Below are 15488 nucleotides of genomic sequence, written 5' to 3' on the forward strand. Positions count from 1 at the left end.
AGGATATCCATGGAAGAGAAGAAAAAGGGATTTTTTTCCCGTCTGGTAGCCGGACTTACAAAAACAAGGGAAAACATCGTTTCCGGTATGGATTCGATCTTTTCCGGCTTTTCAGCCATAGACGAGGACTTTTATGAGGAGCTGGAGGAGACTCTCATCATGGGAGATATGGGGATCCAGACCACCATGTCTGTGCTGGAAGAATTAAAAAAGGCCGTGAAGGAGCAGCACATCAAGGATCCGGCCCAGTGCCGCCAGGTGCTCATCGACAGCATCCGGAAAAAAATGGACCTGGGCGAAAACGCGTATGAATTTGAACACAGGAAATCCGTGGTCCTGGTGATCGGCGTCAATGGTGTAGGAAAGACCACCTCCATCGGAAAACTGGCCGACCAGCTGAAGTCCGACGGAAAGCGGGTGATCCTGGCAGCTGCCGATACCTTCCGGGCCGCTGCCATCGAACAGCTCTCCGAGTGGGCTGACCGGGCCGGCGTGGATCTGATCGCCCAGAAGGAGGGATCGGACCCGGCAGCCGTGATCTATGATGCCATTGCCGCCGCAAAGTCCAGGAATGCCGATGTTCTGATCTGTGACACCGCCGGCCGTCTCCACAATAAGAAAAATCTGATGGAAGAGCTGAAAAAGATCAACCGGATCATTGATAAGGAGTATCCGGAGGCATACCGGGAGACCCTGGTGGTCCTTGACGGCACCACCGGCCAGAATGCCCTGGTACAGGCGCGCCAGTTCATGGAGGCTGCCCCCATCACGGGCATCATCCTGACCAAGCTGGACGGAACTGCCAAGGGCGGCATCGCCGTTGCCATCCAGTCGGAATTAGGCATTCCGGTGAAATACGTGGGAGTCGGAGAGAAGATCGACGATCTGCAGAAGTTCAGCTCGGGGGATTTTGTAAACGCGCTGTTTCAGTCTGATACCAGAAATAAAGGAGAATAAAGCCAATGGAAATGAAGGAGCTCACACTGGAAAAATTTGAGGAAGCGTCGGAGATCGTTGAAAAAGTGACCCAGGAAACGAAGCTGATCTTCAGCGAATACTTCTCAAGCCTGTCTGGAAACAAGGTATATTTTAAGCCGGAAAACATGCAGCGGACCGGCGCTTATAAGGTCCGGGGCGCTTACTATAAGATCAGCCAGCTTTCAGACCAGGAAAAGGAGAAGGGGCTGATCACTGCCTCTGCGGGAAACCATGCCCAGGGCGTGGCCTATGCGGCCAGGCTGGCAGGCGTAAAGGCCACAGTGGTGATGCCGGTGACGACCCCTCTGATCAAGGTCAACCGCACGAAAAGCCTGGGAGCCGATGTGGTGCTGTCCGGGAATGTATTTGACGAGGCCTGTGCCCATGCATATGAGCTGGCCGAGGAGCACGGCTATACCTTCGTTCATCCCTTCAATGACCTTCAGATCGCCACAGGCCAGGGAAGCATCGCCATGGAGATCATAAAGGAGCTTCCCACCGTGGATTATATCCTGGTGCCTGTGGGCGGCGGCGGGCTCTGCACAGGAGTTTCCACCCTGGCAAAGCTTCTGAACCCTAAGGTAAAGGTCATTGCTGTGGAACCGGCAGGAGCCGCCTGCTTAAAGGCCTCCCTGGAAGCCGGGAAGGTGGTATCTGTTCCGGCCATCAACACCATTGCCGACGGTACGGCAGTACAAACGCCCGGCGATAAGCTTTTTCCCTATCTCCAGGCCAATGTGGATGAGGTGATCACCATTGAGGACTCTGAGCTGACCCTGTCCTTCCTGGACATGGCGGAAAACCACAAGATGATCGTGGAAAATTCCGGACTTTTAACGGTGGCTGCCTTAAAGCATCTGGATTTCAAGGGAAAGAAGGTAGTCTCTGTTTTAAGCGGCGGCAATATGGATGTGCTGACCATGGCCACTGTGGTCCAGAATGGCCTGATCCTGCGGGACCGTATTTTTACAGTTTCTGTGATGCTGCCCGATAAGCCGGGCCAGCTGGCCGACGTATCTGCCCTGATCGCAAAGCTCCAGGGAAATGTGATCAAGCTGGATCATAACGTATTTGCCAATGTAAACCGTTCTGCCGGGGTCCTTCTCACCATCACCATGGAAACCTTTGGAACGGAGCATAAAAAGCAGATCCTCCAGGCCCTGGAGGACGCTGGATATGCTCCGTCTGCGGAGCGGACCTCCAGGATCTATATGTAGGCCGGAGAAGATCTGGTATGAAATTCCGGCCTGTTCCAGATACCGCAGGCCGGAGCAAAAGGGGATATGATTATGAATACAAGAGAAGATCTGCCGGGGATCGTAAGGAACGGCGTTTACTTTGTACGCTGGACGCTTATTTCCCTCCTGATGGGAACGGTCTGCGGCCTGGTGGGAACAGCCTTCGGGTTTGGTGTTGCTTATTCCCAGCAGTTTTTCCGCGAGAATCCATTTATGCTCTTTCTGATGCCTGTATCCGGCATCCTCATCGTACTGGTGCATAAGGCCCTGGACCAGGTGGGAAATAAGGGGACCAATCTGATCCTGGAATCCATTTCCTCCACGGAGCAGATCCGTTTTTCCACGCTGCCCTGTATTTTTATTTCCACCATCCTGAGCCATCTGACAGGCGCTTCCGCAGGCAAAGAGGGGGCGGCGCTGCAGATCGGGGGATGCATTGGAAATACCCTGGGCGGTCTTTTTCATATGGATGAGCGGGATAAAAAGGTTGCAATCATGAGCGGCATGAGCGGCTGCTTCGGAGCTATTTTCGGGACTCCCCTGGCCGCCTCCATGTTTGGGATGGAAGTGATCAGCGTCGGAGTTGCGTATTACGCGGCTCTTGTTCCCTGTGTGTTTTCCGCCTTTATCGGCTCCTTCATCTCCTCCAGGCTGGGGCTCCATGGAGAAGCCTTTACCATCCTTCATGTACCGGAATTTTCCCTTAAGCCGGCGGCTCTCATTGTGCTCCTGGCTCTTTTGGGCGCCTTTGTCAGCGTATGCTTCTGCATCCTGCTTCATGAGGTCCAGAAGCTTTATAAGGCAAAGCTGCAGAATGTCTATGCCCGGATCCTCACGGCATCCGCCCTGTTCATCGGCCTTTCTCTGGTATTCGGGCGGGAATACTGCGGAGCTGGCTTTAACCTGGTGGAGGCCGCCATGGAGGGAAATGTTCCCTATGAGGCCTTTCTGTTAAAAATGCTTTTTACTGCAGTCGCCCTGGGCGGCGGCTTTAAGGGCGGAGAGATCGTCCCGACCCTGGCAGTGGGGGCGACCATGGGCGCAGCCTTCGGAAATTTTTTGGGCTTTGAGCCGTCCCTGTGCGCGGCCTGCGGTATGCTGGCCCTGTTTGCCGGTGTGACCAACTGTCCGGTGGCCACCATATTTATGGGGTTTGAGCTGTTTGGGTTTGAGGGGATGAAATATTTTGCCCTGGCCGTATCTGTAAGCTTTGCTCTTTCCGGTTATTATGGTCTGTACAGCAGCCAGAAATTTACCTATTCCAAGACGAGGACTGAATTTATCAATCGAAAGGCTCATTAGTCTTTTGCAGCAGAGGGCTTCAGGGAGGCGGATATTACCCTGGAAAGCCCTCTATTTTTTTAGAAAATATCTTGCAATATTCCGAAAACACTGTATAATATATGTTATAGACTTGCAATTGCAGAGAGGAGCTGTGGGATATGAGTGATAAATTAATTATTACCATTGGCAGAGAATGCGGAAGCGGAGGCAGACATATCGGACAGAAGCTGGCAGAAGAGATGGGTGTTAAATGCTACGACAAGGAGCTTCTTACCCTGGCGGCGAAAAAGAGCGGACTCTGCAGAGAACTGTTTGAGACACATGATGAAAAACCCACCAGCAGCTTTTTATATTCCCTTGTGATGGATACATACTCCCTGGGATATACAAATTCCGCTTATATGGATATGCCCATCAACCATAAGATCTTTCTGGCTCAGTTCGATACGATCAAGCAGCTGGCCTCGGAGGAATCCTGTGTGATCATCGGCCGCTGCGCCGATTATGCCCTGGCAGAATTCCCCAATGTGGTCTCTGTATTTATTACCGCGGATGAGGATGTAAAGATCCGGACTCTGATGGAACGCCATCAGATCTCTGAAGCCCAGGCCAGGGATGTTATGATCAAGACCGATAAGAAGAGGGCCAGCTATTATAATTATTACTCCAGCAAGCGCTGGGGAGATTCAAAAAGCTATGACCTTTGCATCAACAGCAGCAAAACCGGAGCAGACGGAGCCATAAAGGTCATCCGGGAATTTGCTAGGATCAAGCAGGAATATGCAAAAATAAAGTAAAAGGACAGATAAAAAAGCCTACCCAGTCCCGGCAGAAGCCGGATGGCTGCGGAGGCTTTTTTTGCGGACAGGCAAAAAAAATTAAGAAAGAATTTAAGAAATCCAGACGGGTTGTATGATATACTTATCGTGCTGTCTTTAGCCCGTCCGGCAGCGCCTATCTACGAGAATTTTACAGCAGGTATTACGATATGAAAAAAAATCTGAATCTATATAAGGGGATGCGTCCTGCGGCCGTGATGCTCCTTTGTACATGCATTGCATTTTCGGCCGTCATGCCCTACGTCCCGCCGGCATTACCGGCAGCAGCGGAGAAGTCTTCCTCGGAAGCAGAGCGTCCTTCGGAAACGGCTTCCACGGCCAGGGAAGAAACGGAGACAGAAGAGAGCAGAGAAACGGCTGCCGCCATGGATGAGACGGCTCCAGCCCCGTACAGGCTCAATTTTGCCCATATGTATGAGGAAGGGGCAGAAGAAAGCTATGCGGAAATCCTTATGAAGGAGCTGATCCGGAAGGATTCCCAGTGGTACGCGGGTATCTATGATATGGCTAATATGGCTCCCTCCAGACTGGCTTCACGTCTGGGACGTTCCCAGGCCAAGGTACTGGGAAAACACAATCCTGCCTCCTTATCACAGGATCCGGAGGATTCTTCGACCTGGGCGGTGGAGCATTTTAAAAATGTCCGTGTATCCTTTTATGACGGAGATGGAAATATCACGTCTGCTGTATCCAATGCCCAGCAGATCCTTTCCATGGCAAGCGTATACTGTTATTACAATGAGATCCACGACCTGGACCAGATCCGGCAATACACAGACCAGCTTTGGAGTGCTTCCCATTCTTACAGCGCGTCCATGGGAGATGTATATTTCTGCGGCGGCTGTGTGGATCCATCCCAGATCCCTTCCGGAGAGGAGACAGATTCCGAGCTGGAGGGAGAGGATCATTTTAATGGAGAAAGCAGTATCAATACGGAAATTTCCGTTGCTGAATCCAGCCAGGCCGCAGAAGGGACCGGTGAAGATGGAGAGAGCATATCCGGTGCCTCCGGTGATTCCTTCAGTTCGGGCCTCGTATCGGACCCTTTTTCAGGAGGAAATTCCGGAAGCCCTGCAGCTTCTTCTACAGAAAAAACAACACCAGCCTTTGCCGGAACCACAGTCCAGGTGGAGACCACCACCAGTCCCCTGGATTCTCTAGCCGAAACTGCTGAAAGCGTATACATGGAAGAGACAAAGCCAAAGGTTACCATTGTAAGGCCCGGAGAGTCTAAGGAAAGCCAGGAAATGTCCAGCGCTGCTTCGTCTGCGCCCCAGACGTCCGGATCTGCTGGTCCGACGGCTGCCTCTTCACAGGCCCCATCCCCGGTCTCCTCAGAAGCACCAACCCCCGAGCCCCAGCCAACAGAGCCAACAGAAAGCCGGAATGCTGTAATCATCCGGCCAGAGGAGCCGGATCAGGCTGCTCTGGTCTTTGATCCGGAAGCTACAGATATGCTTAAGGGGGATCACCGTATATATACAGCCGCAGTTTCGTCAGAAAGCTCCAGGAGCGCATCCTCCCAGACATCCCTCATCTGCCCCGGACACATCGATCTGAGGATCACTGCCAAAGTCCAGAGCCTGGAGGAGGCTGAAGGCCTGTTTTCCATAGATCCTGCTGGAAACACAGTGGAAGAGGGAAGCGCCTGGGCTGGCTGGAATGACCGTGCACGGGCCTTTGTAAACCACATCAGCCGTCAGGACTGGACGGAGCTTTATGACATCAGTGTTACGGTGGAAGGCACCAAAGCCCCGCTTTCCAGTACAGAGATCGAATCCTATATGAAAAAACTTCCGTCTGACACATCAGAGGAACGGAAGGAGATCATCCGTTTTGCACTGCAGTCTGTGGGAAAGGTTCCCTATTACTGGGGCGGCAAGGCCAGCGCCAGAAATTACAGCGGCAACAGCTTTGGTTCCATTACGATCCCCGACCACAGGGGCCGTATCCTGAAGGGGCTCGACTGCTCCGGCTGGATCAACTGGGTATACTGGTCTGTGACAGGCGAACGCCTTCCCTATGAGGGGACCGAGGGGCTTAAGTCCACGGGACGGCCGGTGAACCGAGCAGACCTAAAGCCCGGGGATATTATCGTCATCACCGGAAAAACTCCCCATGTGATCATGTTTTTAAACTGGGCGCCCAATGGGCAGATCCAGTGTATCCATGAGACTGGCTCCGCAGATAACGTAACCGTAGGCGTCATGACAGCCAACTGGCCGTATTACAGGAATCTGCTGGATTAAACAAACTTAAATGTTTAAGTGAACAGACCTCCAGTTTGTCCTGGAGGTCTGTGACTGATATAGGGCAGAAATTATTTCTTCCAGCATTGGACAGCGATAACCGGTCTGTGGGTCTTCTCCAGCGCGACTGCAGACGGCTTTTTTATGCAGCTACATGTCTTTCAGAAGGCTGCTGATAAGGATCTCCAAATCCGGATACAATCCGGCGCTGACCGGGCTGTGGAACGGGAAGATGATCGGAGCGGCGTCTTCGGCGTAACGGTATACGGTAGTACGTTCCTTCTCTGGATCCACGATCCAGTATTCCTGGACCCCGGCCTCAGAATACAGAGTGTTCTTTGTGGAATAATCCATCCGACGACTGGAAGGAGAGACAATTTCAATGATCCAGTCAGGAGCACCGAAACAGCCATGGTCATGGAGCTTGTTCCGGTCGCAGATTACGGAGATATCCGGTTCCACCCAATTTTTATCATCGGCATCCAGGTTCACGGCGAAAGGGGCCATAAGCAGCTGGCAGTTTCCAGCATGAGAGAAGATATATTCCTGAATCACGAAAGACAGCTTAGCGATCAGAAATTGATGCCGATAGCTGGGCGGGGCCATATCATACAAGGTCCCGTCTATCAGCTCGGCGCGCTGACCCTCTGGAAGGTTCCAGTAGTCTTTTGATGTATGATACTGTTTTGGTAATGGCATATTGCACCTCCTGGGAATCTATTAATATATTTATGATTCATTTCTTTTTCTAAAATCCAGTATAAGAAAAAATGAGGTCACATAAAACCAAGTAAAGGCGGAAAGTCTATAACTATTCGTTAAAGAAGGCTTTCGCGCATAGTTATAGATCGCTCTGCAATCAGCATTCCCCCGCCTTTTTCTGCCCTCAGCCGTCTCTCTCCATACTCCTTCCTTCCATATCTATTTGACAAGCAAAGGCAGATAATATTCCACAAACAGGTAAACGACTGTGAGCACGATCCCGACAGCCAGCACCCGGTTCATTACTTTTCTCATAACAATTTTCCTTTCTTTTTCCTTATTATGTATAGACAGCGCCAGAACCATTAAAGGTACGGCATAATACGCCCATTCTGTATCATGAACGTTCATGTTTTTGATTATAGCACATTCATGATCCATGCTACAAGGAGTTCTTGCATTATCCCTTTGGTTCTGGTATGATGGTCCATGGGCACAACTATTCGTGAAATACGTTTCCAATGGAACTTGCCTTTTTAATATAAGTATTACAGATAATTGAGAGGATCAGCAATTTATGAAATTACAGCGACTTTTAAGCCTTGTACGAAAGGCAGTGGACGATTACCAGATGATCTCCGCTGGTGACCGCATCGCTATTGGGATCTCCGGAGGAAAGGACAGTCTGGCACTGCTCTTCGCTCTCCATGAGCTCCAGCGTTTTTACCCATTCCCATTCGAGCTTTGTGCATTTACTGTGGACCTTGGTTTTGGGATCCAGGATTTTAAAGCCATACAGGCCCTCTGCGACGATTTTTCCATCCCCTATACAGTTATTTCCACGGATATTGCAAAAATCGTTTTCGAGACCCGCAGAGAATCTAATCCATGCTCTCTCTGCGCAAAAATGCGGAAAGGTGCCTTAAACCAGCAGGCCAGATCCTGCGGCTGCAGCAAAGTGGCATACGCCCATCACAGGGATGATATTATAGAAACCATGATGCTTTCATTGATCTATGAGGGACGCTTCTATACCTTCTCTCCCCGTACCTATCTGGACCGGATGGATCTGACTGTGATCCGCCCCATGATGTACGTCAGCGAAGCAGATATCATTGGATTTAAAAATAAATACCAGCTTCCAGTCTGCAAGAATCCATGTCCGGTGGATGGAAAAACCCGGCGGGAATACGTAAAAAATCTCATACGGGATCTGAATCTGGAAAATCCTGGAGTCAAGGACCGCTTTTTCCACGCGGTTCTCTCTGGCAACATTCCCGGCTGGCCATCTCCCTCCTCGGATTCCAGAGGCTCTGAGAAAAATAAAGAAGGAAAGGAAGATAGTCATGGCATCTCTCACTTATCATGAGCAGAAGGATATTGAAAACATCAAAAAGCTGCGGGGACTGATAAAGGAACTCCCTCCCTTCTGTGCAGATTTCTTCCGGGGAATCGAACCTCTGACATCCACCAGGACCAGGATCGCCTATGCCTATGACCTGCGGATCTTTTTCGATTTTCTGAAAACTTCCAACAGCCAGGTAGCCCGAATGGGGGAAAATATCCGCCTCTCTGTTCTGGAACAGCTTACAGTTACCGATCTGGAAGAATATATGGAATATTTAAAATGTCATCCTTCTGTGAACAATGAAGATGTATATAATACGGAGCGTGGGATCATGCGGAAGGTTTCATCTTTAAAAAGCTTCTATAATTATTTTTACAGAAATGAACGGATTGAAAAAAATCCTGCCTCTCTCCTGCGTCTCCCCAAACTCCATGAAAAAGAGATCACACGGTTGGAAATTGATGAGGTGGCACGGCTTCTGGATGAGGTTGAGGAAGGTGAAAAGCTCACAGAAAGGCAGAAACTGTATCATGAACGGACAAAGGTCCGGGACCTGGCCATGCTGACACTTCTTTTGGGGACAGGACTCCGTGTATCGGAGTGTGTCGGATTAAATATAAACGATGTGGATCTGGACGCCTGTGGAGTCAGGATATTCCGGAAGGGCGGAAAGGAATCCATTGTCTATTTCAGCGATGAAGTCCGGGACGTTCTGGAAACGTACCTGGATGAACGCCAGGCCATTGACGCCCTTCCAGGTCATGAGGACGCTGTGTTCCTGTCCCTGCAGAAAAAAAGGATGAGCGTCAGAACGGTGGAAAATATGGTAAAAAAATATGCGGGCCTTGTTACTCCCCTGAAAAAGATCACCCCCCATAAGCTTCGGAGCACCTACGGCACCAGCCTTTACCGGGAAACCGGCGATATCTATCTGGTAGCGTCGGTCCTTGGGCACAGCGATGTCAATACCACCAGGAAGCACTATGCGGCCCAGGAGGACCAGAGACGGAAAAGCGCCAGAAATATAGTCCAGCTAAGGGAAAAAAAGGAACAGGGGCCCCAGTAGCCTGGCTAGTCCGGATACAGACTGGCTGCGGCCTGGAGCCTGCCAGTTACAAACGGCATTCCTTAATAATTAGCTATCCTGCGGCAGATCCGGAGAACTACTGCTCCGACGGGATCATACCTGGCTGTCTGGCATAATATACAACAGTCAGGGAGTCCCCGGCCTCAATGGAATCCGAAACCAGGCCGTTGATCTCTTTCAGTTCTGATATATACTGGCGGACCTCCATTCCGGAGTTAGCCCTGTATCTTTCAGCAATGGACCACAGAGAGTCCCCCGGACGGATCTCAATGTTGGTATAATAACGGTCATAACCGCTCTCCCTCTCCTCTCCGCTGGCAGTTACCAGTGTCTTTCCCAGGAGACAGGATAAAATCATAATGGATGCGGCAAACAAAAACAAATACTTTTTCATATTCAGTCCCTCCTGCGTCAAAAGAATGTATGTTCGGGAACATTTGTTCTGGTCTCATGATAACACCAGAACAAATGTTTGTCAACAGATTTCCTGCTTTTTCTCGAACAAAAGTTTGCTTTTTTGCCGGACATATGATAGTATATAAAAAAGAAATCTATTCCCTTCCAGGGATTTTTATAAGATATGATATCATTTTTTCATAAAATGATGCAAAGGAGGATCCACATATATGAGCCAGGGTAAAATAACTGAAAAACAGAAAGAAATTCTTGAATTTATAAAAGAAACAATTTTAAGCAAAGGATATCCGCCGGCTGTGCGCGAGATCTGCGAAGCCGTCCATCTGAAATCCACCTCTTCTGTCCACTCCCACCTGGAGACACTGGAGCGGAATGGATACATAAGACGGGATCCCACAAAACCCAGGACCATCGAGATCCTGGATGATGATTTTGCGCTGACCCGCCGGGAAGTGGTCAACGTACCGCTGATCGGGACCGTTGCCGCAGGAATGCCGATCCTGGCAGAGGAGAATATTGAGGATTATATCCCCATCCCTGCGGAGCTGCTTCCCAATAAAGAGGTATTTATGCTGAGGGTAAAAGGAAACAGTATGGTGGAGGCTGGGATCCTCAACGACGACAAGGTGATCGTCGCAAAGCAGCCTGTGGCTGAAAACGGGGATAAGGTGGTTGCCCTCCTGGGAGATTCTGCAACGGTAAAAACCTTCTATAAAGAATCCGGCCACGTCCGCCTGCAGCCGGAAAATTCTTCTATGGACCCGATCATCGTGGACGACGTCCAGATCCTTGGAAAGGTCATCGGCCTGTTCCGGTTTATGAATTAGCAGGAATGATGCCTGCCTGCGGCGGGCTGCTGCGGACGCAGACGTTCCTTCCGCCGTATGGCGAACCCTGCAGAGCATTTTATATGCCACAGGACACGCATTTCAGTAACCAAAAAGCACCGGCATCCCCCTTAGAGAATAGCCGGTGCTTCAGGTATATGTTTTTTGTCAGACTGCGTTCCGGATCAGTCCAGTTCCTCTACGGATCCTACGACCTTTCCGTCTCTCCAGATGCGCTCCAGATCATAGAACAGCCGGTCTTCCTTGGAAAATACATGAACGATCACATCGCCGTAGTCCAAAAGGACCCATGTTGAGCTTAGATTTCCCTCTTTCTGGCGGCACTCAAAGCCAGCTTTAAAGAGCTTTTCCTCCACATTATCGATCAGAGCCTGGGTCTGGCTGCTGTTGGATGCGCTTGCCAGTACAAAATAATCTGCAATAACTGTTACACCCTGGATATCAATAATTTTTATATCTTCTCCCTTTTTCTCGTCCAGCGCTTCGACTGCGAGTCTTACCATTTCTTTTGACTGATTCAACTGTGTTTTCCTCCTTTATTTTCTCTGGCCCGATTTCTCCGTTCCCGGCTGCGGCCTGTTCCCGGCTTCTTGCTGCCACCGCACGCATATGATTACAGGCGGCAATGGTCAAAGGATCAATGGGGCAGTCCAGGGTACCCAGGTAACGGAGAATGCTCTCCATAATGGCCAGACAGGCCCGATCCAGATCCTCAAAGGCCAGCTTTCTCATCCTGGGCAGATCCGCAGCTTTATAACGCCGGGGCTCAATATAATCTGCCACATAAAGGATCTTATCCAGCATCCCCATGTCTGTTTTTCCTGTGGTATGACACGCAATGGCGCTTAGGATCTCTTCATCGTCCACTCCGTATTTTTCCCTGGCCATCCACGCTCCCAGTTTTGCATGAAGCAGGGATGGATCCCGTTCTTCGCTTTCAGAAACAGGGATCCCGCGGCTTATGCATTTTTCCAGCATGGTCGGACGGTCGTACCGCTTGGCGCAGTCATGAAGGAGTCCGGCCAGCTCTGCCTTATCCAGATCATATCCGTACCGCATGGCCAGGGCCTGGCAGGTGTAGGAGACTCCCAATGTATGCTCAAACCGCATGGGATCCAGTTTCTTTTTTAAATGCTTTCTTATTTCAATGACTCTGCTGTCCATATGAATATGCCCTTTACTGATTCCGTGTTATCTGCTCTCCTGGTACAGCCTGTGTTCTCTGATGTAAGCGGCCACGGCTCCGGGAACCAGCTCTCCTATATCTTCTCCCCTGGCCGCCATGTCCCGGATCCTGGCAGAAGCCACGTTCATTTCTGGATTGTGAAGCACCTGGATATGGGCTCCGTACACGGATTTTAAATAGCTGATCTGCTGATCCAGGGTCCGTCCGGCCCGGTCATATTCCCTGCCGGACACCAGAAGCGAGGTAAGCTCCATGACCTTTTCCGGGTGATACCAGGTTTCCAGCTGGAACAGGGAATCGGCTCCAATGATAAAATAAAATTTATCCTCCGGGTATTCTTCCTTTAGAAGCTCCAGCGTCTGTGCAGTATACGTATTCCCCTCCCGTTTCATTTCAAAATCAGAGACTGAAAAAAACGGGATCCCCTCCAGCGCCAGCTCCAGCATAGCCAGGCGGTCCTTTCCGTCCGTGATCCGGTGATCCTTTTTATGGGGAGGGATATGGGACGGCATATACCAGATCTCATCCAGCCCGTATTCGGAGCGGGCCTGTCTTCCCAGAAGAAGATGGCCGTTGTGGACCGGATCAAAGGTCCCGCCCATAATGCCGATACGTTTCATGGCAGCTCTCCTTTCCAGCTTACGGGAGAACGATCTTTCTGTCCTTCTCTTCCTTCGCCGGTTTATATAAAACGATCATCCTTCCGATCACCTGTACCACCTGCGAGCGGGTACGCTCTGCCAGGGTCTGGGCCAGGATCTTTCCATCATCCACACAGTTCTTTAAAACATGGATCTTGATCAGCTCACGGGCGTCCAGCGCCTCGTTTACAGACTGGGTAAGCTCCGGTGTAAGGCTGGATTTACCGATCTGCAGAATTGGATCCATGGTCATGGCAAGTCCCTTAAGATAGGCCCTCTGCTTGCTTGTCATATGCTCTTCTCCTTATTTATAATACTCAAAAGCCAGACCGTACATACGCACTGTATCGCCCTCGGAGATTCCGGCCTTTTCCAGCTCATCCAGGATCCCGTTCTGTTTCAGGAATTTCTGGAAGAAGTCGAAGCCCTTCTCTGAGTCCAGATTGGTGTAGCCCAGCATCTTCTCGATCCTGGGACCTTCCACAACGAACGCTCCATCGTCAGAACGCTCCACTGTGTAAGGCAGATTCCGGTCCGCCTGATATTCAACTTCAAACTCTTTTTCAAATACTCTGGGAGTCCGGTCCACAGTCCGGAGGACCTGGAATAGATGGCCCAGAAGTTCGTTGACGCCCTCTCCACTGACAGCCGAAATACCGAATACGGGAATTCCCTTCGGTTCAAATTCATCCTTCAGCGCCTTTAAGGGATCATGCTCCTCATCATACAGGGCATCCAGCTTATTGGCCGCAATGACCTGCGGCAGCTTTAAAAGTTCCGGATTATAGGTAGAAAGCTCATTCATGATGGTATGGATATCCTCCACCGGGTCGCGTCCCTCCACAGAAGCCGCGTCTACCACATGAAGGAGCACCTTCGTCCGCTCGATGTGGCGCAGGAATTCGTGGCCAAGGCCGGCGCCATCCGAAGCGCCTTCGATCAGCCCGGGAATATCCGCCATCACAAAGCTGTTTCCGTCGCCCAGGTTCACAACGCCCAGGTGCGGGTTTAGGGTAGTAAAATGATAATTGGCGATCTTTGGTCTTGCGTTGGAAACGCGGGAAAGCAGCGTGGATTTTCCCACATTCGGGAAGCCCACCAGACCCACATCGGCGATCACCTTAAGCTCCAGCTGGATCCACAGCTCCTGCCCTGGCTGTCCTGGCTGGGCATATTTGGGAACCTGCATGGTGGAGGTGGCAAAATGCATATTTCCCAGCCCTCCCCGGCCGCCTTTCAGAATGATCTCCCGCCGGTTGTCTCCGGACATATCCGTAATGACCTTTCCCGATTCCAGATCCTTAACAACCGTGCCCTCGGGCACCTTAACGATCAGATCCTTTCCGTCGGCACCGTGGCAGCGGCGTTTTCCGCCTTCTTCCCCACTCTGCGCCACATATTTGCGGACGTGCCTGAAATCCACCAGTGTATTAAGGCCGTCGTCCACCTCAAAAATGATATCGCCGCCTTTGCCGCCGTCACCGCCGTCGGGGCCGCCGTTGGGAACATATAATTCTCTGCGGAAGCTCACATGGCCATTCCCGCCGTTTCCTGATCTGATAAAAACTTTTGCACTGTCTGTAAACATGATAAGCCCGGTCCTTTCCAAAAATGTCTGGTTTCCCAGTAGAGAAAAAAGCCCCATACCTTACGTATGGAGCTCTCTGCTTTATTCGTTGATCGCCTTCGGATATACAGAAACCTGCTTTTTGTCTCTGCCTTTTCTCTCAAATTTAACAACGCCGTCAACCATTGCGAATAATGTATCATCACCGCCGCGGCCAACATTAAGACCCGGATGGATCTTTGTTCCACGCTGTCTGTAAAGAATATTTCCGGCTAATACGAACTGGCCGTCTGCTCTCTTTGCGCCAAGGCGTTTGGACTCGGAATCTCTGCCGTTCTTTGTGGAACCAACACCTTTTTTATGGGCAAATAACTGAAGGTTCATCTTAAACATATCGGTTACACCTCCCTGAATCGAAAATTGATATATTCCGCTCCGTATTCATCCCGGATATTCGTCAGCCCGAGGATCAGGGACTTCATGAGGAGCTGCGATTCGGGACTCATGGAATCGGGGAAAAGGAAAGAGAACTGGCCTCCATCCTCTGAAACACTTCCCTCGAAATGATCGTCTGTAAACTGTTCGACGGAATTCGCCATGTTGAGAGCCAGTACAGAAACAGCAGAACATATGATATCCTGTCCGTATTCTGCATAGCCAGCATGACCGCTTATTTCGATCCCTTTTTCTTTCCTGTCCTTATCGCGCAGGATAATTACCTGAATCATACAAAATTAAGCGTTGATCTTGTCAATCTTAACCTGGGTATAAAGCTGTCTGTGGCCGTTTTTCTTATGATAGCCAGTTTTGCGCTTATACTTGTAAACGATAACTTTTTTGCCCTTGCCAACCTTCTCAACGGTTGCGGAAACAGTCGCGTTTTCCACTGTGGGGCATCCGATCGTAAGCTCGCCGTTGTTTACAGCCAGAACCTGATCAAAAGTAACAACAGAACCTACTTCTGCGTCCAGTCTCTCAATCTTGATGCTGTCGCCTTCGGCTACTTTATACTGCTTACCACCTGTTGCAATAATCGCGTACATATTGCACCTCCTATTATCATTACTCGCCAGTTATGGTGTGTTCCCTTAGGAACCCTTGCAG

At 50.4% G+C, this 15488-nt stretch carries 18 protein-coding genes; 8 read left to right on the forward strand and 10 right to left on the reverse strand.

What is annotated here, in order from left to right:
* Positions 1-9: 9 nt before the first annotated feature.
* From ftsY to ACI6NM_RS02700, 5 genes are all read left to right on the forward strand, one after another.
* Positions 10-957, forward strand: a complete 948-nt coding sequence (gene ftsY, locus ACI6NM_RS02680) for a signal recognition particle-docking protein FtsY (RefSeq protein ID WP_262427872.1) — start codon at positions 10-12, stop codon at positions 955-957.
* Between the two features lie 11 nt (positions 958-968).
* The gene (ilvA, locus tag ACI6NM_RS02685; protein WP_158358706.1) at positions 969-2195 is read left to right on the forward strand and encodes a threonine ammonia-lyase; all 1227 of its coding nucleotides are present in this window, start codon (positions 969-971) and stop codon (positions 2193-2195) included.
* 72 nt (positions 2196-2267) lie between these two features.
* A complete protein-coding gene (locus ACI6NM_RS02690) occupies positions 2268-3518 on the forward strand; it encodes a chloride channel protein (protein WP_215653243.1) in 1251 nt (416 codons plus the stop codon).
* 140 nt (positions 3519-3658) lie between these two features.
* Positions 3659-4297 carry a cytidylate kinase-like family protein gene (locus tag ACI6NM_RS02695; RefSeq protein WP_262427871.1) on the forward strand — a complete coding sequence of 213 codons (639 nt, stop codon included), beginning with the start codon at positions 3659-3661 and terminating at the stop codon, positions 4295-4297.
* Between the two features lie 191 nt (positions 4298-4488).
* Positions 4489-6588 carry an NlpC/P60 family protein gene (locus ACI6NM_RS02700; RefSeq protein WP_262427870.1) on the forward strand — a complete coding sequence of 700 codons (2100 nt, stop codon included), beginning with the start codon at positions 4489-4491 and terminating at the stop codon, positions 6586-6588.
* Between the two features lie 150 nt (positions 6589-6738).
* Here the strand turns inward: ACI6NM_RS02700 and ACI6NM_RS02705 are convergent, their stop codons facing one another.
* A complete protein-coding gene (locus ACI6NM_RS02705; RefSeq protein ID WP_158358675.1) occupies positions 6739-7287 on the reverse strand; it encodes a Uma2 family endonuclease in 549 nt (182 codons plus the stop codon).
* 580 nt (positions 7288-7867) lie between these two features.
* Here ACI6NM_RS02705 and ACI6NM_RS02710 point away from each other — a divergent pair.
* Both ACI6NM_RS02710 and ACI6NM_RS02715 read left to right on the forward strand, forming a co-directional pair.
* The gene (locus ACI6NM_RS02710) at positions 7868-8659 is read left to right on the forward strand and encodes a tRNA lysidine(34) synthetase (protein ID WP_262427869.1); all 792 of its coding nucleotides are present in this window, start codon (positions 7868-7870) and stop codon (positions 8657-8659) included.
* Positions 8637-9704 carry a tyrosine-type recombinase/integrase gene (locus ACI6NM_RS02715; RefSeq protein WP_262427868.1) on the forward strand — a complete coding sequence of 356 codons (1068 nt, stop codon included), beginning with the start codon at positions 8637-8639 and terminating at the stop codon, positions 9702-9704. The genes ACI6NM_RS02710 and ACI6NM_RS02715 overlap by 23 nt, the downstream gene beginning before the upstream one ends.
* A gap of 97 nt (positions 9705-9801) precedes the next feature.
* On the opposite strand, the gene ACI6NM_RS02720 is transcribed toward ACI6NM_RS02715, so the two are convergent.
* Positions 9802-10119: a LysM peptidoglycan-binding domain-containing protein gene (locus ACI6NM_RS02720; RefSeq protein ID WP_158358673.1), complete on the reverse strand. Its 318-nt coding sequence runs from the start codon at positions 10117-10119 to the stop codon at positions 9802-9804.
* Positions 10120-10351: 232 nt separating this feature from the next.
* Here ACI6NM_RS02720 and lexA point away from each other — a divergent pair, with 232 nt between their 5' ends.
* A complete protein-coding gene (gene lexA / locus ACI6NM_RS02725; protein ID WP_022272926.1) occupies positions 10352-10969 on the forward strand; it encodes a transcriptional repressor LexA in 618 nt (205 codons plus the stop codon).
* Positions 10970-11154: 185 nt separating this feature from the next.
* On the opposite strand, the gene rsfS is transcribed toward lexA, so the two are convergent.
* The 8 genes from rsfS to rplU form a co-directional block, all read right to left on the reverse strand.
* Entirely contained in the window at positions 11155-11493 is a 339-nt protein-coding gene (rsfS, locus tag ACI6NM_RS02730; protein ID WP_022272927.1) for a ribosome silencing factor, read from the reverse strand.
* Entirely contained in the window at positions 11432-12154 is a 723-nt protein-coding gene (yqeK, locus tag ACI6NM_RS02735; protein WP_022272928.1) for a bis(5'-nucleosyl)-tetraphosphatase (symmetrical) YqeK, read from the reverse strand. The genes rsfS and yqeK overlap by 62 nt, the downstream gene beginning before the upstream one ends.
* Positions 12155-12181: 27 nt before the next feature.
* A complete protein-coding gene (nadD, locus tag ACI6NM_RS02740; RefSeq protein ID WP_215655443.1) occupies positions 12182-12796 on the reverse strand; it encodes a nicotinate-nucleotide adenylyltransferase in 615 nt (204 codons plus the stop codon).
* A 19-nt stretch (positions 12797-12815) separates the two neighbouring features.
* Complete coding sequence (yhbY, locus tag ACI6NM_RS02745) at positions 12816-13109, reverse strand: ribosome assembly RNA-binding protein YhbY (RefSeq protein ID WP_022272930.1); 294 nt, start codon at positions 13107-13109, stop codon at positions 12816-12818.
* 12 nt (positions 13110-13121) lie between these two features.
* Positions 13122-14405, reverse strand: coding sequence for a GTPase ObgE (gene obgE / locus ACI6NM_RS02750; protein WP_158358669.1), 1284 nt, complete (start codon positions 14403-14405; stop codon positions 13122-13124).
* A gap of 81 nt (positions 14406-14486) precedes the next feature.
* Positions 14487-14777 (reverse strand): 50S ribosomal protein L27, encoded by a 291-nt coding sequence (gene rpmA, locus ACI6NM_RS02755; RefSeq protein ID WP_022272932.1) that lies wholly within the window; start codon positions 14775-14777, stop codon positions 14487-14489.
* Positions 14778-14782: 5 nt separating this feature from the next.
* Positions 14783-15112 (reverse strand): ribosomal-processing cysteine protease Prp, encoded by a 330-nt coding sequence (locus ACI6NM_RS02760; protein WP_022272933.1) that lies wholly within the window; start codon positions 15110-15112, stop codon positions 14783-14785.
* Between the two features lie 6 nt (positions 15113-15118).
* Positions 15119-15427 carry a 50S ribosomal protein L21 gene (gene rplU, locus ACI6NM_RS02765; protein WP_022272934.1) on the reverse strand — a complete coding sequence of 103 codons (309 nt, stop codon included), beginning with the start codon at positions 15425-15427 and terminating at the stop codon, positions 15119-15121.
* Positions 15428-15488 lie beyond the last annotated feature (61 nt).

It is taken from the genome of Pilosibacter sp. YYHA0881 (assembly GCF_051602715.1).
In the GTDB taxonomy this organism is placed as follows: Bacteria; Bacillota; Clostridia; order Lachnospirales; family Lachnospiraceae; genus Alitiscatomonas; species Alitiscatomonas aceti.